At 72.2% G+C, this 26,540-nt stretch carries 21 protein-coding genes; 15 read left to right on the forward strand and 6 right to left on the reverse strand.

Translation table 11 applies throughout. The features are described from left to right. The first annotated feature begins 213 nt into the window (after positions 1-213). From ACFVTC_RS21960 to ACFVTC_RS22005, 10 genes are all read left to right on the forward strand, one after another. Positions 214-1,473, forward strand: a complete 1,260-nt coding sequence (locus ACFVTC_RS21960) for an amidohydrolase family protein (RefSeq protein ID WP_390129462.1) — start codon at positions 214-216, stop codon at positions 1,471-1,473. After that, on the forward strand, positions 1,470-2,432 hold the full coding sequence (locus ACFVTC_RS21965; RefSeq protein WP_390129465.1) for an LLM class F420-dependent oxidoreductase: 963 nt from the start codon (positions 1,470-1,472) through the stop codon (positions 2,430-2,432). Before ACFVTC_RS21960 ends, ACFVTC_RS21965 begins: the two co-directional genes overlap by 4 nt. Before the next feature lie 68 nt (positions 2,433-2,500). Then, positions 2,501-3,286 (forward strand): SDR family NAD(P)-dependent oxidoreductase, encoded by a 786-nt coding sequence (locus tag ACFVTC_RS21970; RefSeq protein WP_390129467.1) that lies wholly within the window; start codon positions 2,501-2,503, stop codon positions 3,284-3,286. 100 nt (positions 3,287-3,386) lie between these two features. Then, positions 3,387-4,505: an LLM class flavin-dependent oxidoreductase gene (locus tag ACFVTC_RS21975; RefSeq protein WP_381240401.1), complete on the forward strand. Its 1,119-nt coding sequence runs from the start codon at positions 3,387-3,389 to the stop codon at positions 4,503-4,505. Positions 4,506-4,517: 12 nt separating this feature from the next. Then, complete coding sequence (locus tag ACFVTC_RS21980; RefSeq protein WP_390129469.1) at positions 4,518-6,248, forward strand: amidohydrolase family protein; 1,731 nt, start codon at positions 4,518-4,520, stop codon at positions 6,246-6,248. Then, positions 6,245-7,723 (forward strand): aldehyde dehydrogenase family protein, encoded by a 1,479-nt coding sequence (locus ACFVTC_RS21985; RefSeq protein ID WP_390129471.1) that lies wholly within the window; start codon positions 6,245-6,247, stop codon positions 7,721-7,723. The genes ACFVTC_RS21980 and ACFVTC_RS21985 overlap by 4 nt, the downstream gene beginning before the upstream one ends. A gap of 136 nt (positions 7,724-7,859) precedes the next feature. Then, entirely contained in the window at positions 7,860-8,609 is a 750-nt protein-coding gene (locus tag ACFVTC_RS21990; RefSeq protein ID WP_390129473.1) for an SDR family oxidoreductase, read from the forward strand. Positions 8,610-8,663: 54 nt separating this feature from the next. Further along, the gene (locus ACFVTC_RS21995) at positions 8,664-9,635 is read left to right on the forward strand and encodes an SDR family NAD(P)-dependent oxidoreductase (protein ID WP_390129475.1); all 972 of its coding nucleotides are present in this window, start codon (positions 8,664-8,666) and stop codon (positions 9,633-9,635) included. Positions 9,636-9,655: 20 nt separating this feature from the next. Continuing rightward, positions 9,656-10,474: a TetR/AcrR family transcriptional regulator gene (locus ACFVTC_RS22000; protein ID WP_390129477.1), complete on the forward strand. Its 819-nt coding sequence runs from the start codon at positions 9,656-9,658 to the stop codon at positions 10,472-10,474. Between the two features lie 84 nt (positions 10,475-10,558). Further along, the gene (locus ACFVTC_RS22005) at positions 10,559-10,888 is read left to right on the forward strand and encodes a hypothetical protein (RefSeq protein ID WP_390129478.1); all 330 of its coding nucleotides are present in this window, start codon (positions 10,559-10,561) and stop codon (positions 10,886-10,888) included. Between the two features lie 10 nt (positions 10,889-10,898). On the opposite strand, the gene ACFVTC_RS22010 is transcribed toward ACFVTC_RS22005, so the two are convergent. Further along, positions 10,899-12,416: a CehA/McbA family metallohydrolase gene (locus tag ACFVTC_RS22010; RefSeq protein WP_390129480.1), complete on the reverse strand. Its 1,518-nt coding sequence runs from the start codon at positions 12,414-12,416 to the stop codon at positions 10,899-10,901. Positions 12,417-12,621: 205 nt separating this feature from the next. On the opposite strand from ACFVTC_RS22010, the gene ACFVTC_RS22015 reads away from it, so the two are divergent. From ACFVTC_RS22015 to ACFVTC_RS22030, 4 genes are all read left to right on the forward strand, one after another. Next, positions 12,622-15,207, forward strand: a complete 2,586-nt coding sequence (locus ACFVTC_RS22015; protein ID WP_390129482.1) for a bifunctional FO biosynthesis protein CofGH — start codon at positions 12,622-12,624, stop codon at positions 15,205-15,207. A 192-nt stretch (positions 15,208-15,399) separates the two neighbouring features. Next, complete coding sequence (locus ACFVTC_RS22020; protein ID WP_390129484.1) at positions 15,400-15,972, forward strand: hypothetical protein; 573 nt, start codon at positions 15,400-15,402, stop codon at positions 15,970-15,972. Between the two features lie 117 nt (positions 15,973-16,089). Further along, entirely contained in the window at positions 16,090-18,786 is a 2,697-nt protein-coding gene (locus ACFVTC_RS22025) for a tetratricopeptide repeat protein (protein WP_390129485.1), read from the forward strand. A 152-nt stretch (positions 18,787-18,938) separates the two neighbouring features. Next, a complete protein-coding gene (locus tag ACFVTC_RS22030) occupies positions 18,939-20,054 on the forward strand; it encodes an ADP-ribosylglycohydrolase family protein (RefSeq protein ID WP_390129487.1) in 1,116 nt (371 codons plus the stop codon). Between the two features lie 104 nt (positions 20,055-20,158). On the opposite strand, the gene ACFVTC_RS22035 is transcribed toward ACFVTC_RS22030, so the two are convergent. Both ACFVTC_RS22035 and ACFVTC_RS22040 read right to left on the reverse strand, forming a co-directional pair. Continuing rightward, positions 20,159-21,727, reverse strand: coding sequence for a sodium:solute symporter family protein (locus ACFVTC_RS22035; protein ID WP_390129488.1), 1,569 nt, complete (start codon positions 21,725-21,727; stop codon positions 20,159-20,161). Positions 21,728-22,105: 378 nt separating this feature from the next. Further along, positions 22,106-22,891: an SDR family oxidoreductase gene (locus ACFVTC_RS22040; protein ID WP_390129490.1), complete on the reverse strand. Its 786-nt coding sequence runs from the start codon at positions 22,889-22,891 to the stop codon at positions 22,106-22,108. A 147-nt stretch (positions 22,892-23,038) separates the two neighbouring features. Here ACFVTC_RS22040 and ACFVTC_RS22045 point away from each other — a divergent pair, with 147 nt between their 5' ends. Further along, complete coding sequence (locus tag ACFVTC_RS22045; protein ID WP_390129491.1) at positions 23,039-23,878, forward strand: hypothetical protein; 840 nt, start codon at positions 23,039-23,041, stop codon at positions 23,876-23,878. Between the two features lie 141 nt (positions 23,879-24,019). Here ACFVTC_RS22045 and ACFVTC_RS22050 read toward each other — a convergent pair whose 3' ends face one another. The 3 genes from ACFVTC_RS22050 to ACFVTC_RS22060 form a co-directional block, all read right to left on the reverse strand. Beyond that, positions 24,020-24,229 (reverse strand): DUF397 domain-containing protein, encoded by a 210-nt coding sequence (locus ACFVTC_RS22050; RefSeq protein WP_390129493.1) that lies wholly within the window; start codon positions 24,227-24,229, stop codon positions 24,020-24,022. Positions 24,230-24,478: 249 nt separating this feature from the next. Continuing rightward, entirely contained in the window at positions 24,479-25,336 is an 858-nt protein-coding gene (locus tag ACFVTC_RS22055) for a helix-turn-helix domain-containing protein (protein WP_390129494.1), read from the reverse strand. Positions 25,337-25,739: 403 nt separating this feature from the next. After that, entirely contained in the window at positions 25,740-26,495 is a 756-nt protein-coding gene (locus ACFVTC_RS22060; RefSeq protein WP_168528628.1) for a GPP34 family phosphoprotein, read from the reverse strand. Between the last annotated feature and the right edge of the window lie 45 nt (positions 26,496-26,540).

The following is a 26,540-nucleotide window of genomic DNA, read 5'->3' on the forward strand; positions in this document are numbered from 1 at the left end:
TGCCGAACCGTCAGTGCAACGAGGCCAGTTTGCCTTGTTCATGGCGGATGCGTCAGCCGTGGGAGACGGCGATCACAGCCGCGCGCACGGGCCGGACGCGGAAGATCACATGTCCTTCACGCCGTCTCCGCACACGTTCGCACAGAGTCGCCGGTTTCCGGGAGCGCTTCCAGAGAGCTGACGGGTCGTCAGATCAGCGCTACCGTGGGCCGTATGGAGACCACCCAGACCCCTTCGACCGCCTCCGACTTTCCCAGGATCATCTCGGTGGACGACCACACCGTGGAGCCCCCGGGCGTCTGGCGGGACCGCCTCCCGTCGAGGTACCGGGACACCGGGCCCCGCATAGTCCGCGCGCCGCTGAAGGAGATGACCTTCCTCGGCGGCCGGTTCGCCCCGGTGATGGGCGCGCCGGGTGACGACGGACCGGTCGGGGACTGGTGGGTGTACGAGGACCTCCACCGGCCGCTCACCCGCCTCGACACCGCCGTCGGATACGACAGGGACGAGATACGCCTGGAGGTCATCACGTACGAGCAGATGCGGCCCGGCTCGTACGACGTCCCGCAACGGCTCGCCGACATGGACGTCAACCACGTCCAGTCCGCGCTGTGCTTCCCCACCTTCCCGCGCTTTTGCGGGCAGACGTTCACCGAGGCCAAGGACCGTGAACTGGGGCTGCTCTCGGTGCGGGCCTACAACGACTGGATGGTGGAGGAGTGGTGCGGTCCGGCGGCCGCCGGGCGTCTCGTCCCGCTCACCCTCATCCCCCTGTGGGACCCGGCGCTCGCGGCGGACGAGGTGCGCCGCAACGCCGACCGCGGTGTGCGCGCGGTGGCCTTCTCCGAGATCCCGCCCCACCTGGGCCTGCCCTCCGTGCACACCGACGACTGGGACCCCTTCCTCGCGGCCTGCGACGAGACCGGCACCGTCATCGCCATGCACATCGGCTCCAGCAGCAGGATGCCGTCGACCTCGGCCGACGCCCCGCCCGCCGTCGGTTCCACCATCACCTTCGCCAACTGCTGCTTCTCGATGGTGGACTGGCTGATGAGCGGCAAGTTCGAGCGCTTCCCGAACCTGCGGGTGATGTACGCCGAGGGCCAGATCGGCTGGATCCCCTACATCCTCGAACGCGCCGACGTGGTCTGGGAGGAGAACCGGGGCTGGGGCGGCGTGGCGGACAAGGTCCACCGCCCGCCGTCCGAGCTCTTCGCCGGCCATGTGTACGGCTGCTTCTTCGACGACGCCTTCGGGCTCAGGAACCTCGACTCCATCGGCGTCGCGAACGTCCTGTACGAGACCGACTACCCGCACTCCGACTCCACCTGGCCGAAGTCCCGCGAGGTCGGCGAGGCCCAGATGGGCCACCTCGACCCGGACGTGGTCGAGCGGATCGTACGGGGCAACGCGATCGAGCTGCTGGGGCTGACGCAGGACGGGCTGTGGGCGGGTCCGGGCGGTGCCCGTTGAACGGGGACGGGCCCCGGGCGCACGGCGCCGCGGACCGGTCCCTGCGCTACGGCATCCAGCTCCCGGTGCAGTCGCAGAGCACCCTCTACGCCGAGGGGTGGGAGGCCGGGGCCGGTCCCGCGGAGCTCGCCGGGATCGCCCGTGCCGCCGACCGCTCAGGCTTCGCGTACGTCGCGTGCTGCGACCACGTCGCCGTCCCGCGCCGGCTCGCGGACGCCATGAGCACGGTCTGGTACGACCCGGTGGCCACGCTCGCCTTCCTGGCGGGTGTGACCGAGCGGGTACGGCTGCTCAGCCATGTCGCGGTCGTCGGGCTGCGGCACCCGCTGGTCACGGCCAAGCAGTACGCCACCCTCGACCACCTCAGCGGCGGACGGCTGATCCTCGGGGTCGGCGCCGGGCACGTGCGGGAGGAGTTCGAGGCGGTGGGGGCCGACTTCCGGCACCGGGGTGCCGTGCTGGACGAGTCGATCGACGCGCTGCGGGCCGCGCTGGGGCAGGATGAGTTCCCCGAGCACCACGGGAAGCTGTACGACTTCTCGGGGCTCGGCCAGCGGCCCCGGCCGGCGCAGTGGAGCGTGCCCCTGTGGGTCGGCGGCTCCTCGCCCGCCGCCGTGCGCAGGGCCGCGCTGAAGGCGGACGGCTGGCTGCCGCAGGGCGACCCGCGCGAACGGCTGCCCGGACAGATCGCCACGCTGCGGCGGCTGCGCGAGGAGGCGGGCGTCCGCGAACCGCTCACCGTCGGTGCCATCACCGAGCCCCTGTACGTGGGTGAGCCCGGCTGGGAGGTCGGGCGGCGCACCCTCAGCGGGCCGCCCGAGGCCCTCGCCGAGTCGCTGCGGGCGTACCGCGCGATGGGGGTGGACCAGATCCAGGTGCGGTTCCGGTCGCGCGGGAGCGGCGAACTCGTCGATCAGATGGCCGCGTTCGGCGCCGAGGTGGCGCCCCTTCTCGGCTGAACCGCCGGGGCCGCCCCTCCGGTCGGGCGGGCGGCGCGGATTGTCGGACACGACCCAGGGAGACGGACATGGGCAAGCTGGACGGACGCGTCGTCCTCATCACCGGTGCGGCGCGCGGGCAGGGCGAGCAGGAGGCGCGGCTCTTCGTGCGGGAGGGCGCCGGGGTCGTCGTCGCGGACGTGCTCGACGACCAGGGGGAGGCGCTGGCCAAGGAGATCGGCGCACGCTATGTCCACCTCGACGTGCGCGAGGAGGACGACTGGCGTGCTGCGGTCGCTCACGCCAAGGAGGCGTACGGGCGGATCGACGGGCTGGTCAACAACGCCGGCATCCTGCGCTTCAACGAGCTGGTCGACACCCCGCTGGAGGAGTTCCAGCAGGTCGTGCAGGTCAACCAGGTGGGGGTCTTCCTCGGGATCAGGACGGTCGCGCCGGAGATCGCGAGCGCGGGCGGGGGCACGATCGTCAACACCGCCTCCTACGCGGGCCTCACCGGGATGGCGTGCGTGGGCGCCTACGCCGCGACCAAGCACGCCATCGTGGGTCTGACGCGGGTGGCCGCCCTGGAGCTGGCGGCCAAGAAGATCCGGGTCAACGCGGTCTGCCCGGGTGCCATCGACACGGCGATGAGCAACCCCGCCCAGCTCGACCCGGACGCCGAGCCCGCCGACAGCGCTGCGACCTCCCGGGCGCTGGACGAGCTGTACCGCAAGCTCGTGCCGCTCGGCCGGATCGGTCGGCCGGAGGAGGTGGCCCGCCTCGCCCTCTTCCTCACCGGCGAGGACTCCTCGTACATCACGGGCCAGCCGTTCGTGATCGACGGCGGCTGGCTGGCGGGCGTCAGCGTCATCTGACGAGCCGTCAGCTATTGACGCCTCGGGGGCCCGGTGCGACAGTCGGCGGACAGTAGATCTGACGGAATGTCAGATACGGATGTGGGGACGGTGAACCTCCTTGGAATTCGGGCTCTTTGTACAGGGATACGTCGGCAAGCGCGCCGAGACCGACCCGCTCGCGGAGCACAAGGCGCTGATGGAGGAGACCGAGTACGTCATCCAGGCGGACAAGTCGGGCTTCAAGTACGCCTGGGCGTCCGAGCACCACTTCCTGGAGGAGTACTCGCACCTCTCGGCCAACGACGTCTACCTCGGGTACCTGGCGCACGCGACCGAGCGGATCCACCTCGGGTCGGGCATCTTCAATCCGCTCGCCCAGGTCAATCACCCGGTGAAGGTCGCCGAGAAGGTCGCCATGCTCGACCACCTCACCGGCAACCGCTTCGAGTTCGGCAGCGGCCGGGGCGCCGGGAGCCACGAGATCCTCGGCTTCATCCCCGGCGTCACCGACATGAACTACACCAAGGAGATCTGGGAGGAGACCATCGCCGAGTTCCCGAAGATGTGGCTCCAGGACGAGTACCCCGGATTCCAGGGCAAGCACTGGCAGCTCCCGCCGCGCAAGATCCTGCCCAAGCCGTACGGGAAGTCGCACCCCGCCATGTGGTACGCCGCCGGCTCGCCGCCCTCGTACGCGATGGCCGCCCGCAAGGGGCTGGGCGTGCTCGGCTTCAGCGTGCAGAAGGTCTCCGACATGGAATGGGTCCTGGAGCAGTACAAGACGGCCGTCGTCGAGGCGGAACCCGTCGGGGACTTCGTCAACGACAACGTGATGGTGACGACCACCGCGATCTGCGCGCCCACGCACGACGAGGCCATCCGGATCGCCGTCAGCGGCGGCCTGCACTACCTGCCCTCCCTCGTCTTCCGCTACCACGACACCTTCCCGCGCCCCGAGGGCTTCCCCGTCTGGCCCGAGACCCTCCCCGAGTACAACGAGGAGTTCATCGAGCTGCTGATCGCCGAGGAACTGCTGATCTGCGGCGACCCGGACGAGGTGCTCACCCAGTGCAAGCGGTGGGAGCAGGCGGGCGCCGACCAGCTCTCCTTCGGCCTGCCGGTCGGGGTCTCGCGCGAGTACACCCTCCAGACCATCGAGCTGATCGGCCGGCACGTGATTCCCGAGATCGACACGGACCCGGTGCACCGGACCACCCGGTTCCGCCAGGCTTCCTGAAGGGGGTCGGCCATGCTCGACCACGTCATCAGGGACGCGACCGTCGTGGACGGCACGGGCGCGCCCGGCCGCAGGGCCGACGTCGGGATCCGGGACGGCCGGATCGCCGTGATCGGCACGGTGACCGAGCCGACCCGGACGAGCGAGGACGCCACGGGTCTCGTCCTCGCCCCCGGCTTCGTCGACCCGCACACGCACTACGACGCCCAGCTCTTCTGGGACCCGTACGCGACCCCGTCCCTGAACCACGGCGTCACCACGGTCGCGGGCGGCAACTGCGGCTTCACCCTCGCCCCGCTCAACCCCGAACGGCCCGAGGACGCCGACTACACACGGCGGATGATGTCCAGGGTCGAGGGCATGTCCCTGGTCGCCCTGGAGGAGGGCGCGCCCTGGAACTGGCACACCTTCGGCGAGTACCTGGACGCCCTGGAGGGGCGGATCGCCGTCAACGCCGGGTTCATGGTGGGCCACTGCGCGCTGCGGCGGTACGTGATGGGCGCCGACGCGGTGGGCGGCCGGCCGACCGGGGACCAACTGGCGGACATGCTCACGCTGTTCCACGAGGCGATGGACGCCGGCGCCTGGGGCCTGTCCACCACCCAGTCCTCCACCCACTCCGACGGCGACGGGCAACCGGTCGCCTCCCGGCACGCGGGACCCGACGAACTGCTGGCGCTCAGCCGGGCGGTGGGGGAGCACGAGGGCACCCAGATCGAGGCGATCACCGCCGGATGCCTCGATCAGTTCAGCGACGCGGAGATCGACCTCTTCGCCGAGATGAGCGCGGTGGCAGGCCGTCCGCTGAACTGGAACGTGCTGACGATCGACGCCGCCGTGCCGGAACGGGTGCCGAGACAGCTGCTGGCGAGCGAACGGGCACGGAAGGCGGGCGGCCGGGTGGTGGCACTCACCATGCCGATCCTCACCCCGATGAACATGTCGCTGGGCACCTTCTGCGCGTTGAACCTGATCCCCGGCTGGGGACCGGTCCTCGCGCTGCCCGTGCCGGAGCGCATCGCGCGGCTGCGCGACGCGGACGTACGGGCCGAGATGCTGCGCCGGGCCGGCTCGAAGGAGGCCGGTGTCTTCCGGCGGCTCGCGCACTTCGGGCGGTACGTCATCGGCGACACCTACAGCGCGGCCAACGAGGGGCTCACCGGCCGGGTGGTCGGGGACATCGCGGCCGAGCGCGGCCAGGAGCCCTTCGAGTGCCTGGTCGAGATCTGCGCCGCCGACGAACTGCGGACCGTGCTGTGGCCCATGCCCTCCGACAACGACCCCGACTCCTGGTCACTGCGCGCCGAGACCTGGCGGCACCCGGACGTGCTGCTCGGCGGCTCGGACGCGGGCGCCCATCTGGACCGCATGTGCGGGGCCCCCTACACGACCCGGTTCCTCGGGGACTGTCTGCGCGGGCGGAAGCTGGTGACGCTGGAGCGGGCCGTGCGGATGCTCACGGACGACCCGGCCCGGCTCTTCGGACTCCGCGAGCGCGGTCGTGTCACCGAGGGCTTCCACGCGGACCTCGTGCTCTTCGACCCCGAGCGGATCGACGCCGGCAAGGCCACCCTGGTGCACGACCTGCCGGGTGACAGCCCGCGGCTGGACTCGAAGGCGATCGGCGTGCGGGCGGTGTGGGTCAACGGGGTCGAGACGATCCGCGACGACACGGTGACCGGCGCCGTCCCCGGGAAGGTGCTCCGCTCCGGGCGGGACACGAGGACGGTGAGCACCCGGTGAGCGGCGCCATCGGGAGCGGCCCGGGGGCCGAGGCGCAGCGGCTGTTCATCGGCGGCTCGTGGGTCGCGCCCGACGACGGGCACTACGCGGTGACCGACCCGGCGACCGAGGGGCTCGTCGGGTGGGCGCCGGAGGCATCCCGGGACCAGGTGCGGGCGGCGGCGGCCGCCGCCCGCGAGGCCTTCGGGCCCTGGTCCCGGACGCCCCCGCAGGAGCGCGCCGCGGTGCTCGGCCGGGCGGCCGACGTCATCCAGCGCCGTTTCCTCCCGTACGCCGAACTCGCCGCGGCCGAGAGCGGTGCCACGACGGCGACCGCGCGCGGGATGCAGGTGGGAGTGGGCGCCGCCCGCTTCCGGCGCTACGCCCGGGTCGAGTCCGCCGAGCAGCCGCTGCCGCCGCAGATCAACGAGGCGGGGCCGTTCGGCCGGGCGGCCGTGATGGGCGCCCTGGCCGTGCGCCAGCCCGTCGGCGTGGTCACCTGCATCACCTCGTACAACAACCCCTGGGCCAATCCGGCGGGCAAGGTGGCCCCCGCGCTCGCCATGGGGAACACGGTGGTCGTGAAGCCCGCCCCGCAGGATCCGCTGTCCGTGTACCGGATGGCGGAGGCGCTGGAGGAGGCGGGCGTGCCACCGGGGGTGCTCAACGTGGTGAGCGGTTCGCGGGCGGAGGCCGGGGAGGCGGCCGTGGACTGCGAGGACGTGGACATGGTCAGCTTCACCGGCTCGACCGCCGTCGGCCGGCGTATCGCCGAGGTGTGCGGACGCGGGATGAAGCGGCAGCTGATGGAACTGGGCGGGAAGGGGGCGGCCCTCGTCTTCGACGACGCCGACCTCGGCTCGGCGGTGTCCGGGATCGGCACCACGTACTCGTTCTACAGCGGACAGATCTGTACGGCGCCGACCCGGGTGCTCGCGCAGCGCGGTGTGTACGACCGGCTGGTCGGTGAACTCGCCGCGTTCGCGGGCCGGTTGACGGTCGGGGATCCGCGGGAGCCGGGGACGGTGGTCGGGCCGGTCATCTCGGCGGCCCACCGGGACCGGGTCGAGGCGTACGTCGAACTCGGCCGGAAGGAGGGCGCCCGGGTGGTCGCGGGGGGCGAACGGCCGCCGTGCGACCGGGGTTTCTACGTCGCGCCCACGCTTCTCGCGGACTGCACCGCGGACATGCGCGTGGTCCGCGAGGAGATCTTCGGGCCCGTCGTCGTGGTCGTGCCCTTCGACGACGAGGAGGAGGGGATCGCGCTCGCCAACGACAGCGACTACGGGCTGATCGACTACGTCTGGTCGGGCGACGTGGCCCGCGCCTTCCGGGTCGCCCGGCGGCTCAGGGCGGGCGGGGTAGGGATCAACACCGTGGGCCGCAACATGGAGGCGCCCTTCGGAGGGTTCAAGAAGAGCGGTGTCGGGCGGGACGTGGGCTCCTACGCCCTGCACGCCTACAGCGAGGTGCAGGCCCTCGTGTGGCCGGGGTGACCCCTGGGCGGTGGAGGTGACGGTTAGGCTCCGTAGCACCGCTACCGCGAAAGGTAGCGTCGCTATCGCATGAGTGTTAGCGTTGCTCTCGTCGGGTTGCGAACACCGCTACCCCCGAAGGTCGAGGAGCAACGTCATGACCGAACGGACCGGCACCTCCCCGCGCGTCGCGGTCGTCACCGGCGGATCGCGCGGGATCGGCCGCGAGACCGCCGAGCGGCTGGCCGCCGACGGATACACCGTGGTGGTCAACTACGCGGGCAACGAGACAGAGGCCGGCAAGGCCGTCGCCGCGATCACCGACGCGGGCGGCGAGGCCCTCGCCCTGCGCGCGGACGTCGCCGACGAGACCGCGATGGCGTCCCTCTTCGACGCGGTGGAGGCACGCTTCGGCGGTGTCGACGTCGTCGTCCACGCCGCCGGGGTCATGACCCTGGCCCCGCTGGCCGACCTCGACCTCGACGCCCTGGACCGGATGCACCGCACCAACGTGCGCGGCACGTTCGTCGTCGGGCAGCAGGCGGTGCGCCGGCTGCGTACGGGCGGCGCCCTCATCAACTTCTCCAGCTCCGTGCTGGCGCTGGCCATCCCCGGTTACAGCGCTTACGCCGCCACCAAGGGCGCCGTCGAGGCCATGACCCTGATCGTCGCCCGCGAGATGCGCGGCCGGGACGTCACCGTCAACGTGGTGGCCCCCGGCCCCACCGCCACCGCGCTGTACCTGGACGGCAAGGACGAGGAGACCATCGCCCGAGCGGCGGCCCAGCCCCCGCTGGAGCGCCTCGGCACCCCCCAGGACATCGCCGGGGTCGTGTCCTTCCTCGCGGGCCCGGACGGCCGCTGGGTCGACGGGCAGGTGCTCCGCGCCAACGGCGGAATCATCTGATCCCCTCGGCCCACCCCGCCGGACCCACCCCCTCGCCTTCCAAGGAGTTCCGCCATGGACACCGATCCGCGCGCCGTCCCCGTCCCGCGCAGGACGATCCTCATCACCGGCGCCGGTTCGGGCTTCGGCGCACTGTCCGCCCGTGCCCTCGCCCGCGCCGGTCACACCGTGTACGCGGCGATGCGCGACACCGCCGGCCGCAACGCCGTGCGGGTCGCCGTCGCCGAGGAGTACGCCGCCACGTACGGGGTGGACCTCCGTACGGTCGAACTCGACGTCCTCTCCCAGGAGTCGGCCGACGCGGCGATCGCCGAGGTGCTGGCGCGGACCGGCACCCTGGACGTGCTGGTGCACAACGCCGGGCACATGGTGACCGGACCCGCGGAGGCCTTCACGGCCGAAGAACTGGCCGCTGTCTACGACACGAACGTGCTCGGCACCCAGCGGGTCAACCGGGCCGCGCTGCCGCACCTGCGCGCCCAGGGGCACGGCCTGCTCGTGTGGGTCGGCTCGACCTCCTCGCGCGGCGGCACCCCGCCGTACCTGGCGCCGTACTTCGCCGCCAAGGCCGCGATGGACGCGCTCGCCGTGTCGTACGCCGCCGAGCTGGCCCGCTTCGGCATCGAGACCAGCATCGTGGTGCCGGGCGCCTTCACCTCCGGCACCGACCACTTCGCGAACGGCGGCCGGCCGGCCGGGATCACGGTGATCCGGGCGTACGAGGAGCGCTACGCGGGCCTGACGGACCAGGTCGCCCAGCGCCTCGCGGCCCTGGCGCCCGCCGACGCGGACGCGTCCCTCGTCGCCGACGCCGTCGTCGAGGTCGTCGGCGCCCCGGACGGGAAGCGGCCCTTCCGGGTGCACGTGGACCCGGCCGACGACGGCTCGGAGGAGGTCAGCCGGGTCGCGGACCGCGTCCGGGCCGAGTTCCTGACCCGGATCGGCCTGGAGGACCTGCTGACGCCGCGCCCGGTCCCGCGCCCGCGTCCGGCCACGGGCCCGGCCCTGCGCGAGGGGGCCGCGTGACCTCCGCTACCGTCGCCCCCGTGAGTACGAAGGCACGGATTCTGGAGGTGGCGGCCGCCCTGGTCGCCCAGTCCCCGGACGGTGACGTCTCGACCCGGGCGGTGTGCGAGGCCGCCGGGGTCGGCGCCCCGGCGCTCTACCGCCACTTCGGGGACAAGGAGGGCCTGCTGACGGCGGTCGTCGACCACGGCTTCGACCAGTACCTGACGGCCAAGCGCCAACGCACCCCCGGCACGGATCCTGTCCGGGACCTGCGCGACGGCTGGGACACCCACACCGACTTCGCCCTGCGCAACCCCAACCTCTACCGGCTGATGAACTCCCCGGCGATGCGCACCCCGCCCGCCGCGGCCCTCGAGTCCCACCGCATCCTCACCGAGGACCTCCGGCGAGCGGCCGAGCAGGGCAAACTGCGCCTGGCCCCCGAACTGGCCGCACAGATGATCATGTCCGCCAACGTGGGTGTCTGCCTGATGCTGGTCTCCCGCCCGGCCACCTTCGACGACAGGACCCTGTCGCGCCGGGTACGGGACGCCGTGCACACCGCGGTCTTCGTACCGGAGGTGATGGCGGACACCGCCCCCGGCACCGGGACGCCCGGCACCGGGACGCCCGGCACCGGGACGCCCGGCACCGGGACGCCCGGCACCGGGACGCCCGGCACCGGGACGGCCGGCGAGTCGACGGCCGGTACCGGCGAGGCACCGGTCCCCGCCACCGCCACCCGCCTCGGCGCGCTCCTCCGGCAGACCCCCAGCGCGGCCTTCACCCCCGCCGAGTCCGCCCTGCTGGGGGAGTGGCTCGACCGGCTCTCCAACACGACGCCGAAACAGCCGTAGCGACGCTACTCGGGTGCCGGGCCCCCGCGGCCTGAGTACGGCGACGGATGCCCGCCGTTCCCCGCCCTCCGTAGCGTCGGCGACATGGCAGACACCCACACCACCCGAGCCCGGCGCACCCCCTGCGAGTGGGCCGTCCTGACCGTCCTCGCGTCGCTGGTACTCGCAACCGGCGCACTCGTCGCGACCTTCGGTCCGCTGCTCGCCGTCGCCTGCGACACCTGCCAGGACGGCGTGCGCACAACGGGCTCCACGGACGCGCTGGTCCTGCTCGCCCTGGCCGGCGTGCCGCTGGTCACTCTGGCGACGGTCGCCGGGATCTTCCTGTCCCGGGGCGGTGCGAAGGCGGCCGGGGTGGGACTGGGCGCGCTGATGGTCCTCATGGTGGTCCTGTCGGCCCTCGGTCACGCGTGAGCCCCGCCGGTCAGGCGCCCAGGAAGATCGGGTTGGTGAACGCGGCCAGTGCTCCGGGGACCGGGCCCGCCGCCGTCTCGTGCCGCAGTTCGGCCCGTACGTAGGCCGCGTACTGCGCCGTCGTCCGCCACTCCACCGTGCCCGAGCCGGAGACCGGCAGGACGTCACCGGTGAACAGGACCCCCTCGTCGGTGACGAAGCGGGCCGTGCAGCGCGGGGCGCCGGTGACCTCCAGGCGGACCGTGACCGGAGCGTCCGCCGCCACCTTCAACCGGCCGCCGATACCCGCGTGTTCACCGGCGGGGCCGGACACGGTGAACGCCAGCGCCACCGACTTGGACTGCGCCACGTAACTGCGGCCCGCGCGGATGCCCTCCTGGACGGCCTCCCGGGTCAGGTCGTCGGCGAGGACCACCGTCTGCGGCGTGCCGACCGCGTCCGGGTCCCGATGGGCGTCGCTGTTGCCCATCGCCGGGAGCCAGGCCCGCGACTCCGAACGGACGGACGAGACCAGCGCGTTGTCCCATTCGGCGAGGGCCACCTCGTCGTCCGGCGTGTACGGGCCGTTCCACACCTCGACCGCGTCCGCCTCCCCGAACCCGAACTTCCAGCCGCAGCCGATGCAGGTGGCGTGCGGATGCGCCGGGACGACCAGGCCGCCCGCGCGGCGGATCCGGCGCGCGAAACGGCCGAACCGGTTGTCGCGCGCGCGGTAGCGCCAGTCGACGAACGTGCCCGGGTCCGTGCCGAGCGCCACCACATGGCCGTTGCGCGTGGTGACCTCCTCACCGAGCATGATCAGCAGGTCGTCGCCCGCCTGGTCCGCCCAGTGCGGATGCGAGGAGTGCGTGTTGTGGTCCGAGCTGTTGATGAAGTCCAGGCCCGCCGCCCGGGCCAGTGCCGCGATCTCCGCCGGCGTGCGGCGGCCGTCCGAGTACCAGGAGTGCAGATGACAGTCGCCCCGGTACCAGGCTCGCCCGCGGCCCTTCGCGCGCGCCGGGGGGTACACCGGGGCCGGGGTCGTGGCCTGCTCCCCGTACGTGAGCGTGAGGGTGACCTCGTACGACAGGCCCCGCGGTGCCACCGTGTACGGGCCGAGCGCGACGTGCCAGGTGCCGGGGCGGATCCGGCCGGGGACGTATCCGGGGGTCGCGTCGTCCGCCCGGACGAAGAACTCCGTACGCGCCCCGCCCGACCAGCCGCGGAAGCCCTCGCCGCCCAGCTCCGTGCCGCGCTCGTCGAAGAGGCCGATGTCGAGCGCGTTGCCCGCCGCGCCCGCCGGGACCGACGGCCTCTCATAGGCGTACGCGACATGGATCTCCCGCACCCCGCGCGGGACCTCGAACGGGAGGTACACGAAGTCCGGCGCACCGACGGGCAGGGTGCCCGACACCGTCCGGGTCTCGGTACGGCCGGCCGCTCCGGCCCCGCTCGCGAAGGTCACGCTTCCCAACGTAAGCGCCGCGGCCGCTCCCGTCACGAACAGCGCGCTCCTGGCCATGCCGTCGTCCCGCTCGGCCGCGCACATGCTGCCGTTCCCAGGGTGTCGTCGCTGACACGGGTGGTGCGGAGGGTGTGCGGGTGTATCCCGTACGGCCCTGGTGGTCGACAGTGAACGATGCCGCAAGGGAAGGGGATCGACAGCTTTCGGCGAAGCGGCCGGTCGGCCCGGACGGGGAATCCGCCCGCCCGCGCCCTCCAGTGCCTGATCACGGCGATCGTATGCTCGAAGGATGACGACTTCCGCGACTCCCGGGACCGGGCCGACGGCGAACTCCATGCGGCGGGCGCTCAGGCGCGCGCGGGACGGCGTCGCGCTCGACGTCACCGAGGCGGCCGTACTGCTCCAGGCGCGCGGCGAGGATCTCGACGACCTCGCCGCGTCCGCCGCGCGGGTGCGTGACGCGGGCCTCGACGCCGCGGGCCGCCCCGGCGTCATCACGTACTCCAAGAGCGTGTTCGTGCCGCTCACCCGGCTGTGCCGGGACAAGTGCCACTACTGCACCTTCGTGACCGTCCCGGGCAAGCTGCGCCGGGCCGGGCACGGGATGTTCATGTCCCCGGACGAGGTCCTCGACATCGCCCGGCGCGGTGCCGAACTCGGCTGCAAGGAAGCCCTCATCACCCTCGGCGACAAGCCCGAGGACCGGTGGCCCGAGGCACGGGAGTGGCTGGACGCGCACGGGTACGACGACACGATCGCCTATGTGCGGGCCATCTCCATCCGCATCCTGGAGGAGACGGGACTGCTCCCGCACCTCAACCCGGGCGTCATGTCCTGGACCGACTTCCAGCGGCTCAAGCCCGTCGCGCCGAGCATGGGCATGATGCTGGAGACGACGGCCACCCGGCTGTGGAGCGAGCCCGGCGGACCTCACCACGGCTCGCCGGACAAGGAACCCGCCGTACGGCTGCGGGTGCTGGAGGACGCGGGCCGCTCCTCGGTCCCCTTCACCAGCGGGCTGCTGATCGGTATCGGCGAGACGTACGAGGAGCGCGCCGACTCCCTCTTCGCGCTCCGCCGCGTCTCCCGCGCCTACCACGGCATCCAGGAACTGATCATCCAGAACTTCCGCGCCAAGCCGGACACCGCGATGCGCGGGATGCCGGACGCGGAACTGGACGAGCTGGTCGCCGCGGTCGCCGTGGCCCGGCACATCATGGGACCGGCGGCCTGCCTCCAGGCGCCGCCCAACCTGGTGGACTCCGAGTACGGGCGGCTGATCGGCGCGGGGATCGACGACTGGGGCGGGGTGTCCCCGCTGACCATCGACCACGTCAACCCCGAGCGGCCGTGGCCGCGGATCGACCAGCTGGCCGAGCAGTCCCGCGCGGCCGGCTTCGAACTGCGCGAACGGCTCTGCGTGTACCCGGAGTTCGTGCGGCGCGGCGAACCCTGGCTGGACCCGCGGCTGCTGCCGCACGTACGGGCACTGGCCGACCCGGAGACGGGCCTGGCACTGCCGGACGCCGTCGTCGAGGGGCACCCCTGGCAGGAACCCGAGGAGGCGTTCACGGCGTCGGGGCGTACGGACCTGCACACGTCGATCGACACCGAGGGACGCACCGGCGACCGCCGCGAGGACTTCGACCTCGTCTACGGCGACTGGGAGGCGCTGCGGGAGGCGGCGGCCCCGGGCATGGTGCCGTCCCGCATCGACACCGACGTCCGGGCCGCGCTGGCGACGGCCGCCGACGACCCGACGCGGCTGACGGACGACGAGGCGCTCGCGCTGCTGCACGCGGACGGACCGGCCCTGGACGCCCTGTGCCGCATCGCGGACGACGTCCGCAGGTCCGCCGTCGGCGACGACGTCACGTACATCGTCACCCGGAACATCAACTTCACCAACGTCTGCTACACCGGCTGCCGCTTCTGCGCCTTCGCCCAGCGCCGTACGGACGCCGACGCCTACACCCTGTCCCTGGACCAGGTGGCCGACCGGGCCGCCCAGGCCTGGGACGTGGGGGCGGTCGAGGTCTGCATGCAGGGCGGCATCCATCCCGACCTGCCCGGCACCGCCTACTTCGACATCGCGAAGGCGGTCAAGGAGCGGGTCCCCGGCATGCATGTGCACGCCTTCTCGCCCATGGAGGTGGTGAACGGCGCGACCCGCACCGGGATGCCGGTGCGCGAATGGCTGACCGCGGCCAAGGAGGCGGGCCTCGACACCATCCCCGGCACCGCCGCGGAGATCCTGGACGACGAGGTCCGCTGGATCCTGACCAAGGGGAAGCTGCCCGCGGCTACCTGGATCGAGGTCGTCACGACCGCGCACGAGCTGGGCATCCGCTCGTCCTCGACGATGATGTACGGCCATGTGGACCAGCCCCGGCACTGGCTCGGCCACTTCCGCACCCTGTCCCGCATCCAGCAGCGGACCGGCGGTTTCACGGAGTTCGTGACGCTCCCCTTCATCCACACCAACGCACCGGTGTACCTGGCGGGCATCTCCCGGCCGGGCCCGACGGTCCGGGACAACCGCGCGGTGACCGCCATGGCCCGCCTCCTGCTCCACCCGCACATCCCCAACATCCAGACCAGCTGGGTGAAGCTGGGTGCCGAGGGCGCGGCGGAGATGCTCCGCTCCGGCGCCAACGACCTCGGCGGCACGCTGATGGAGGAGACCATCTCGCGGATGGCGGGGTCCTCGTACGGCTCGTACAAGTCCGTCAAGGACCTCGTCGCGGTCGCGGAGGCGGCGGGGCGCCCGGCGAAGCCGCGGACGACCCTGTACGGCGAGGTGCCCGAGGAGCGGCAGCGTGCGGCGGCGGCGTCGGACGGCCACCTGCCGGAACTGCTTCCCGTGCTGGAGTGAGGGACCCGGCGGTGGCGGCGGTGAGCGGCCCCCGGACCGGCGTACCGGGGGTCGGGCCTCCAGGGGCCGGGGCGTCCGGGGCCGGCGTCCGGGGTCGGCGTTGGGGGGCCATGGCTCGCAGTACGATGATCCGACCCTCGGTCGAGGGTCGGAAGCTTCGTCAGCCGGAAGCTTCATGAGCTGAGGAGTTGCGTGTCCGTGCCTGCCCGACGGCTTCCCTCCTGGGTCTGGGTCACCGGTCTGACCGCGGCGGCGCTCGTCGGCGTCACGGCCCTGGCCGCGCAGGCCGACCAGGGGGCACACCCGCTCGCCGCCGCCCCGAAGGCGAAGCCCTCGGCGTCGGCGAGCCCGCACCCCTCCGCCCCGCCCAGGAAGAGCGCACCGGTCGCGGTCCCCGACGGCTCGGGCACGGGCCGCCGCATCGTCTACTCCCTCGCTCAGCGCCGGGTGTGGCTCGTCGACGCGGCCGGCGCCGCCCGCCGCAGCTTCACGGTGTGGCCGGGCACGGTGAGCCCCGCGCCGGGCCGGTACGCGGTGTCGTCCACCGTCGCCTCGAAGACGGGGACCGACGGGACGAAGGTCGAGAACATCGTCTACTTCACCGTCAGTTCCGGCGTCTCGATCGCGTTCTCCAACGCCCAGGACGGCTCCTCGCCCAAGCCCTCGGCCGGGACCCGGACCGGGGCGATCCGGATGCACAGCGCCGACGGGGACGCGGTCTGGCAGTTCGGCACCAAGGGGACCGCCGTCTCGGTGGTCGAGTGACGGCTCCGCCCGTCGAGGCCGGACCCACGTCGATCCCGGCGGCTTGCGCCAGACTGGAGCCCGGTCCGGGCGGACGGTGACGGGGGGAACGGGCGGATGGTGCGGGGGCGGCCGTCGATGCAGGAGCTGATCCGGCAGCGCAGACGGCAGGGGTTCGTGGGGCGCGGCGCCGAACGGGCCGCGTTCCGGGAGAACCTCGAGCTGTCGCCGGAGGACGAGCGGCACCGGTTCCTGTTCCATGTGCACGGGAACGCCGGGGTCGGGAAGACCTTCCTTGTCCGGGAGCTGGAACAGCTCGCCCGGGAACGCGGGGCGCTGACCGCGTACGTCGACGAGGGCGCGGGCAGCGTGCCCGAGGCGATGGCGGCGGTCAGCGAGCGCTTCGCCCGGCAGGGGTACCGGTTCAAGGACCTCGACCGGCTCCTTGCCACCCATCGGGAACGCCGTCTCGAAGCCGAGGCGGCAGCGCTGGAGACGCCGGAACCCCCGGCGTCCCCGCCGTCGCCCGCGAGTCTGGCCGCCGCCCGCGCGAGCCTCGTCGGGCTCGGCCTGCTGCCCGGCGTCGGCGCCTTCGCGGGAGCCCTCGACCCGAACCAACTCGCCCACGGAGCGGACTGGTTGAGGACCGGGATCGGCGCCCGGCTGCGCAGCCAGGAGGACGTAAGGCTGGTCCAGTCACCGGAGCGGGTCCTCACCCCGGTCCTGCTCGACGAGCTGGCGTCCGTCGCCGCCGATGCCCCCTGGCTCGTCCTGCTCTTCGACACCTACGAGCGGACCGCGCCCTTCCTCGACGGCTGGCTGCACGAGGTGATGACGACCGACCGGCACGGCGCCCTCCCGGCGAACGTCGTGGTCGTCACCGCCGGACAGCGCCCCTTCGACACCGCCCGCTGGGGCGGCTTCGCCGACTTCGTCGCCGACGTACCGCTGGGGCCCTTCACGGAGGCCGAGGCGCGGTCCCTGCTCGCGGACAGGGGAGTGGTGGCCGAACCGGTCGTCGAGGAGGTGCTGAGGCTCACCGGCGGACTGCCGGTGCTGGTGTCCACCCTGGCCGCCGGACGTCCCACCGGGCCCGACGACGTGGGCGACCCCAGCGCGACGGCCGTGGAGCGCTTCCTGAAGTGGGAACAGGACCCCGTCCGCCGCGCCGCGGCCCTGGCCTGCGCCCTGCCGAGGAGGCTGGACGCCGATGTCTTCCGGGCCGCCGCGCACTGCCCCGAGGACGAGGCCGACGCGCTGTTCGGCTGGCTGCGCGGCCTCCCCTTCGTCAGCGACCGAGGGGACCGCGTCCAGTACCACGACGTCGTACGGGCCCCGATGCTGCGCCTGCAGCGGCTGCGCTCGCCCCGAGGGTGGGCGCGGCGGCACGCCCGGCTCGCGGAGACCTTCGGCCGGTGGCGGGCCGAGACCGAGACCGAGGACGGCCGGGAAGCCGGGGAGCTGTGGGCGGACGAGGGTTGGCGCGAGCTGCGGCTCGCGGAGACCTACCACCTGCTGTGCGCGAACGCCCGGACCGCGCTGCCCGCCGCGCTGCGGGACTTCGTGGACGCCTGCGACGGTGGTGACGTCTCCGCCCGGCGCTGGGCGCGCGTCCTCGCGGAGGCGGGCGAGGACGCGGACGCGGAGCCCGTACGGACGTGGGGGCGGGCCCTGTCGGAGGCGTTCGCCGACGGCGGGGTGGCCGCGGCGCTCGGGGCGCTGCTGGACCGCGGCGGGCTGGACGAACACCGGCAGGCGCTCGCCCGGGTGGTGCGGGGCAGCGCGCTGCGGCACGGCGGCGCGTACGAGGAGGCGCTGGCGGAGTACGACCGGGCCATCGCCCTCGATCCCGGCCTCGCGCGCGCCTACCGCGGCAGGGCCCTCGGCCGCAACGGCCTGGGCGACCACGAGAACGGCATCACCGACCTGGACCGGGCCGCCGCGCTCGCCCCGGACGACGCCGAGACGATCTCCGTACGCGGCGAGTACCACCGCATTCTCGGCCACGACGCCGACGCGATCGGCGATCTGGACCGGGCGATCGCACTCGACCCCTCGTACCACTTCGCCTGGGCGTCGAGGGGAGCGACCCGGCAGCGCCTCGGACAGCTCGCCGAAGCCCTCGCGGATCTGAACCGCGCGCTGGAACTCAAGCCCGACTACCCCTGGGCGCTGGGGCGCAGGGCCAGGGTGTGGCGGGGGCTGGGCGAGCCGGCCCGGCAGCTGGCCGACCTCGACCGGGGCCTGCGCCTGCTGCCCGACTGGGGGTGGGGGCTGTGCGAGCGCGGTGACGCGCTGCGCTCGGCCGGCCGGCACGAGGAGGCGATGGCCGACTACGACCGGGCCATCGGCATCGACGGCGAGCACGCGTCGGCGTACGCGAGCCGGGGCGTCTGTCACGTCGGTCTCGGCCGGCCCGCCGAGGCCCTCGCGGACCTGGACCGGGCCATCGCCCTGGTGCCGGAGTACGCCTGGGCACTGCGCCACCGGGCCGAGCTCCGCCTGGGGCTGGGCGATCCCGCCGCGGCCCTGTCCGACGCCGACCGGGCGAAGGCGCTGCGGCCCGACGAGGTACCGGTGCTGCTGTGCCGCGCCCGCGCCCTGATCGCCCTGCGACGCCACGACGAGGCCCGCCTCGACCTGGACCACGCCCTGGGACCCCGTGCCGGGGGCCTGCCGGACGGACCGGCCCTCGACGACCTGTCCCGCGTGCTCGACGACCTGCTGCACGTGCCCGGCGCCGACCGGGACCGCCTCGCGCCGCTCGTCGAAGGCGTCGCCGCGGCGCGGGCGGCCGGGTCCGCCCCGCGTCCCGAAGGACCGCGCCCCGAATGATCCGGGAGAAGCCGACCGAACGGCGTTCATAAGCGATCACTTGGTTTTCTCGGGTCACACTTCGCATACCGTTCCGCGCCCTGAACGGACCGTTCACCGTCGATTACAGTGCTGAGCTGTCGGACGTGCGGACGGTGCCTGGGGAGGTCTGGGTGGGTGCGACAGCCGGTGCCGTCTGGGGCCGTGCCGAACAGCAGGACTTCCGCAGCCGGGTCCGTGGAACCCTGCTGGGCACGGCTGTCGGCGACGCCCTGGGCACACCGCTCGACGGGCTCACCCTGGAGGAGATCCGTCAGGAGCACGGCGCCGAGGGGCTGAACGACCTCGCCGTCGGCCACGACCGCCGCGGCACCGTCACCCATCTCACCCAGCTCACGCTCTTCACCCTCGACGGCCTCGTCCGCGCGCAGGTGCGCCGCGACACCGGCGCCTGGCATCCGCCGACCGACCTGCACCGCGCGTACCGCCGCTGGGCGGCGACCCAGAGCGACTGGGGTCCGGACGAGCGCCGCACGGACGACGGCTGGCTGGCCCGCGAGGAGTGGCTGTACGCCCGGCGCGACCCCGCCAGGGCCTGTCTGACCGGCTTCGGCGACGAGACCATGGGCACGCTGGACGCGCCCAAGAACCCTGGTGAGCTGGGCCCCGAGGCCGCCGCGCGCTCCGCGCCCTTCGGACTGCTCGTCGGCTGGGAGCCGCAGTTGGTGGTGCAGCTCGCCGTCGAGTGCGCCGCGCAGACGCACGGGCACCCCACGGCGTATCTCGCGGCCGGCGCGTACGCGGTCATCGTCCACGCGCTGGCACGCGGCGAGAGCCTCGACGGCGCCGTGCAGCGGGCGCTCGCCATCCTGGCCGCGCGGCCGGGGCAGGAGGCCGTCAGTGACGCCCTGCAGCACGCGCTGGGGGCCGTCCGGCAGGGGATGCCGTCGCCGGCCCGGGTGGAGGAACTGGCGGGGGAGGGCTCGGCGGAGCGGCTGCTCGCGGTCGCCGTGTACTGCGCGCTGGTCGGGGAGGACATCCGGCACGGGCTGTGTCTGGCGGTGAACCACGGCGGGCGCTCCGCGGTGGCGGGGGCCCTGACCGGGGGTCTGCTGGGCGCGCTGCACGGTGAGACGGCCCTTCCGCCGGCCTGGCTGGCCGAGCTGGAGGGCCGTCCCACGATGCTGGTCCTCGCGGACGACTTCGCGATGGAGATGACGCAGGGGCCCGCGCTGCACGGGCCCGGAGCGTCGTCCCCCGGGTGGCTCGCCCGCTATCCGCGGGCCTGAGGGCCGTCCCCGGGCGTACGGAACGCCGTCCCCGGGGACGTACGGGAACGCCGTCCCCGGGGTCGGTCATCGAGCAGCGCGCGCGGGCGCCGGGAGGGGTGTCCTCAGACGCCCGACGGGCTGGCCGACGCCCCGTCCGTCTGGGCCGGGATCGCCACCGCGGCGGTCCCGTCCCCGTCGTCGTCCGTGTTGATCTTCTCGATGATCGCGTCCCGCTCCGGTGTGTCCTCGGGCTTGATCAGGCCGATGAGGATGTACAGGACGAGGGAGACGACCATCGGGAGGGAGACCTGGTACTCCAGCTTCACGTCCGTGCGCTGGGAGAAGTCCAGGTGGTAGTTGACGAAGAAGAACGCGAGCAGACCGCAGGCCCAGCTGGTGAGGGCCGCCGTCGGCCCGGACTTCCGGAACGGCCGCAGCAGTCCCAGGATGAACGGGATCGCGATCGGACCCATCAGACCGGCCACCCACTTGATGACCACCGTGATGATGTCCTTGAAGGTGGGCGAGTTGACCTGCGTGGCCACCGCCATCGACAGGCCGAGGAACGCGACGGTCGTGACGCGTCCGGCGATCAGTCCGGCCCGGGTGTCCCAGGCCCGCGCGGCCTTGGAGAGGACGGGCGCGACGTCCCGGGTGAACACGGCGGCGATGGCGTTGGCGTCCGAGGAGCACATGGCCATCGTGTGTGAGAAGAAGCCGACGACCACCAGGCCCAACAGCCCGTGCGGGAGCAGCTGTTCGGTCATCAGACCGTACGCGTCGGAGCCGTCCGGCTTCTTCGCCGTGACGAGCAGCGGCGACAGCCACATGGGGATGAAGAGGATCACCGGCCAGACGAACCACAGTCCCGCGGAGAGGAAGGCCGACTTCGTGGCCTGCTTCGCGCTGCCCGTCGCCATGTAGCGCTGGGCCTGGTTCCACATGCCGCCGTTGTACTCGAAGAGCTTGATGAAGAGGTACGCGATGAAGAAGACGGTCAGGTAGGGACCCGCGAAGCCGTTCGCGTGGCCGTGCAGCTTGGGCGAGTCCAGCGCCTTGGACAGACCCCCCTGGTCGGAGATCTTGTTCAGCGCGATGACCAGCATCGAGATCCCGGCCAGCAACTGGATGATGAACTGGCCGAGTTCGGTGAGCGCGTCGGCCCACAGCCCGCCGATCGTGCAGTACACGGCCGTGATGCCGCCGGTGATCAGGATGCCCTGGGTGAGCGTGACCCCGGTGAAGACGCTCAGCAGGGTGGCGATGGCCGCCCACTTCGCGCCGACGTCCACGATCTTCAGCAGGATGCCGGACCAGGCGAGTGCCTGCTGGGTCGAGATGTTGTAGCGGTCCTTGAGATATTCGAGCGGTGAGGCCACGTGCAGCCGGGACCGCAGGCGGTTCAGCCGGGGCGCGAAGAGTTTGGCGCCGAGCAGCACGCCGATGGCGATGGGCAGGGCCCAGGTGACGTAGGACGTGATGCCGTACGTGTACGCGATGCCGGCGTACCCGGTGAACATCACCGCGCTGTAGCCCGACATGTGGTGCGAGATGCCGGACAGCCACCACGGCATCTTGCCGCCCGCGGTGAAGAAGTCGCTGACGTCGTCCACGCGTTTGTGGGACCAGAAGCCGATCGCGGTCATGACGCCGAAGTACGCGACCAGGACGGCCCAGTCGAGACCGTTCATGTGCCCCCTCCAGGGGTCCGCCTTGTGAACCTGCAGATACCGGACGGCACTTCGCCAGTACGCATGGGTCCCCCCTGCTCGGGCGGAGCCGAGAGCCTGGGGAAGGGCGGCGCCCCCGTGCGGGTGCGGGGACTTCGGGGATTGAACCGCCGTTCGGAGGGGGCGGTCAAGACCCTTCGCGGTCACGCATATGAACGCAGATCAGAAAGCAGAACGATTTTGCCTCTACTTTACCCCCCGGGCTGTTGTCGTGTCCGTGACGGGGACCACACCATGAGCGGGCACTTCGCCAGCACATCGACAGGACGACCTAGGTGACGACGGGCGTACGGGATGCGGGTCCCGTACGGCTGGGAAGGGACGGCGGGACTGGTACGGCTAACGCATGATCTCGCCGGCGTTCACGAGCAGGGACTGCCCGGTGATCGCCCGCGCCCGGTCGGAGGCCAGGAACACCGCGGCGTCCGCGACGTCCCCGTCCGTGGCCAGCTCGGGCAGGGCCATCCGTTCGGTGAGCCGCTCGAGGACGTCCGCCTCCGGTACGCCCTCGGTGTACGCGGTGAACTGGACGTACGCCTCCACCGGCGGCCCCCACATCCATCCCGGCAGCACGGTGTTGACCCGGATCCGGTGCGGGCCGAGTTCCCGCGCCATGGAGTACATCGCGCTCGTCAGCGCACCCTTCGAGGCCGCGTACGCCGCCTGCCGCACCTGTGACGGGGCGGCCACCGACGACTGCGTCCCGATGATGACGACCGAGCCGCCGCACACCTTCAGCGCGGGCAGGCAGGCGCGGGTCATCCGCAGGGTGCCCAGCAGGTTCACGTCGATGACCGACTGCCAGGTGGCGAAATCCGCGTCCTGCAGACCGCCGAAGTAGCTGTCCCAGGCGGCGACATGGACGATCGCGTCGATCCGCCCGAACCGCCCCGTCGCCAGCGCGGCCAGCGCCTCGCACTGCGCCTCGTCCGTGATGTCCGTCGCCCGGTACGCGGTGTGCGCGCCGTCCGGGTCGAGGTCGGCCGCGGACTTGGCCAGATTGGCCTCTGTGCGCGCCCCCAGCACGGCGTTCCCCCCGTCGCGCACGACAGCGGCCGCGACCTGATGGCCGAGCCCGGCGCCGACCCCCGAAACGACCACCGTCTTCCCCGCGAGCTGTGACATCGCGGTCCTCCCCTCCCTCTTGCGGCTCGGTCCGCCCCGGGCCGGCGCGCCCCTTCGGTTCGTTCACCGCGGGCGCCGCGGCTCTGGCGCTTTGTCTGACGGGGCGTCAGAGTATGGGCGACCGGCGGAGGAAGGAAGGGGAACGACGTGAGTGAGGACACCCGCAGCGAGGTGTACGCGGAACTGGCCGCCCTCGGCCCGTACGGAGTGCGTCCGGGCCACGCGCTGATCACCATGGTCGAGCCGCACCCGGGTCACGAGTACGCGTACAACCGCTGGTACGAGGACGACCACTACTACGCCGGCGCGATGGCCATGCCCTGGATGTACGCGGGCCGCCGCTGGGTCGCCACCCGCGACCTCCAACTCCTGCGCGCGCCGGAGAAGTCGGCGGTCGCCCAGCCCGTCACCGCCGGCTGCTACCTGTCGACGTACTGGGTCACCGAGGGCCGCTACGACGACCACATGAAGTGGACCGTCGGGATCAACAAGCGTCTGAACCGCGACGGCCGGGTGTACCAGGACCGGACCCACGTCTTCACGGCCTTCCAGGACCACGAGGCGACGGTGTACCGGGACGGCGCCGCGGGCCCCCGCGACCTCCACGCCCTCGACCACCCCTACGCCGGGCTGGTCCTGGAGGTCATCGACTCCGAAGGGCCGGGGCAGCGGGCCGAGTTGCTGGAGTGGCTGCGCTCCCGCCACCTTCCCCGGCGGCTCGCGCACTCCCCGGCCGCCATGGTCACGGTCTTCCGCCCCACCCCGCTCCCCGGCGACCGCATGACGTACGTGAAACAGGTCGAGGGCGTCGACACCCGGCTGACCCTGCTGTGGTTCCTGGAGGCGGATCCACGGGAGTGCTGGGAGGGGCACTTCGCCGGTCACGAGACCGCGGTCGCCGAAGCCGGCCTGGGAAAGGTGGAGTTGGTGGCGCCCTTCATTCCCACGGTGCCGGGGACGGACCGGTACGTGGACCTCCTGCGCTGAACGGGGCGCACCCGCGGGTAAGTCCCCGGAAAAGGGCCGAGCCCCCTCGGCCGGGACGGCGGGCCAGTCGAGAGGGCTCTGTCTGTGGTGCGTATGCGGTTGGTCCGTGCAGTTGTGGGTGTCGGCGAAGATGTCGATGCATCAGGCGAGGTCGAAAGCCCCCCGGCTCACCTCTGCCACGAAGGTGTTCCACGAGTTCGCGGGGAACGCCAGCGTGGGACCCCCGGGGACCTTGGAGTCCCGGACGGCCATCGCCGCGAGAACCGGGGACTTGACCTCGACACATGCGCCGTTGCCGGTCGAGTACGAGGATTTGGTCCACGTGTCCGTGGCGCCTTGCTGGATTGCCATGATCGCTCCGATAGCCAGTCGTCGAGTTGCTGTCACCGCGCCGCGGATCCGCTACGGGACTCGCGGTGCGGTTTACGCCAACGTTGTTGCTTGATGGCGTGATCGACGCTACTCGCCAACATCCGCGAGCGAAGCGACTATTCACTCGACCGGGTGGCATGTTCCAGTGAGGTCTTCCGTCCTGGCGTAGGGGAGTGTATGATGCCCCACTTCTCCATCAGGGCTGTGCCCGGAGCGCAGGAACACGCCTCAGCGCGCGTACTCCTTGGCGATGTCGGCGATCAGCTGACGCGACTGCTCCACGTTCAGTGCCTGCGCCCGCAGGTGCTCGTACATCACGCTGTACTTCTGGACGTCGTTCGCCTTCTCCAGGTAGAGGTCGCTGGTGACACCCTCGATGTAGACGACGCTGGAGTCGGCCGCGTCGGGGAACTCCAGGATCGCGTACTGGCCGTTGAGGCCCGGGTGCGCGCCCATCTCGAACGGGATCACCTGCACCGTGACGTGCGGGAACTGGGACTGCTCCACCAGGTGCTCCAGCTGGTCGCGCATGAGGGAGCGGTTCCCCACCACCCGGCGCAGCGCGGACTCGTCGAGGACGGTCCACAGGCGCAGCGGGTTGTCCGGGGCGGAGATCCGTTCCTGCCGGCGCAGACGCACCTGGACGCGCTTGTCGATGTCGGCGGGCGCGGTCTCGGGCAGCGCGCCCGCGATCAGTGCCTCGGCGTACGGCCGGGTCTGGAGCAGGCCCGGGACGACCTGGGGGTCGTACACGCGCAGGCTCGCCGCGTCGGTCTCCAGACCGATGTAGACGCTGTACGGGATGTCGCCGAAGGAGTGCCACCAGCCTTGCTGGCGTGAGTCCTTGGCCATCTGCATCAGCGAGTCGACGATCCGGTGGTCCTCGACCTCGTAGACCCCGCACAGGTCGCGGACGTCACGCTGGCTGATGCTGCGCCGCCCGTTCTCCAGCCGGCTGATCTTCGACTGGGAGACCAGGAGACGCTCGGCGACCTCTTCGGCCGTCATGCCCTTGAGCTCGCGGAGCCGGCGCAGCTCCTGGCCCAGCCGGCGCCGCCGGACGGTGGGATTGACACTTGACGCCACGGGACGTGCACCTCCGGCTGCGGGCCTCTACTTTGCGTATCTGCTGTTGAGCAGATTGCCACCAAGGTGCTTTCTACCGCTGGGAAACAGCGGATATGCGCTGGGTACGGGCCAGTTCGGGGGTCCGGAGCGTACCGGGACGCCTCTCACGCACCCGCGCGTCCCGTCGGCGCATACCGCACGCATATGCCCTCCACCCGTGAAATGCGGCCGCGCGGGGCGGTGGAGCCGTGTCGTCGTCCGGACGTACGGCTCACCGCCCCGCGCGAGCCAGCGGCTCCCGAACCGGATCCTGGGGACTGCGGTGCGGCGCTGGGTGATGCCGGGATGGTGCTGGCGGTGCTGGGTACTGCGTGTGGTGCGTGACGACGGTGCCCGCCGGTGCGTGCCGTGGGACTGCGGCTCAGTGGACCACGGCGCGCGCCATGGAACCGTGGCGCGGTTGCATCGGAACACCGCGGGCGGGTTCCGGTGCGGACCTGACTCCGGCGGTGGCCGGACGGCCGGCCGGTGCCGGGCTGCGGCGCGGTTGTGCGACCGCACCGTTCTGAACGTCCATGACCGCGTGGGCCACGAGGCCGCCCATGGGGTCGTGTCTGATCAGGTCCCGCAGCCGGGAGCGGGACGAGCGTCCCTCATTACCCGGATACAGGTGCTTGCCGAGACCGACCGCATGGGCCAGCGCGGCGAGCGCCGCGGTCCGCGGGTCCGGCGGTACGCCGGTGCGGATCGCGCTGTCCAGCCGGGATCTGATCTCCCGGCTGATCTCCGTGTCCGTCGCTTGGTAGCGAGTCGTCGGAAGCACCCCGCACATCTGGCCGGCCACGGCATGGACCATGCCGCACCTCTCCAGATGCGAGAGGTAGGTCTGGCGAAGTCCCAGTCGGGGCCCGCCAATCCAGTTGACCGCGCGTACGGGTGCTCCGCGCCGGCGAAGCAGTTCCAACGCACAGTCCAGTGTTGGATCTCCAGTCGGCCGTGGTGCCACCACGGCGATACGATCCCCGTCTGGGGCTATCCGTCCGGCCAGCGCCAGCTCCACTAGCTGTGCTCCGGCCAGACCGAGGTCGAGCGACTGCGGCTGTGCGGTGGTACCCGTGGTCGGGTCCAACGCCAGCAGCAGAAGCTCCTCCGGAAGTGTTCTGCGGCTCCTGCCCATCCATGCCTCCCCGCGTGGATGAATGACAGGGTGACCCCTCTCACA

It is taken from the genome of Streptomyces sp. NPDC057950 (assembly GCF_042887295.1).
GTDB classification, from domain to species: Bacteria; Actinomycetota; Actinomycetes; order Streptomycetales; family Streptomycetaceae; genus Streptomyces; species Streptomyces kaempferi.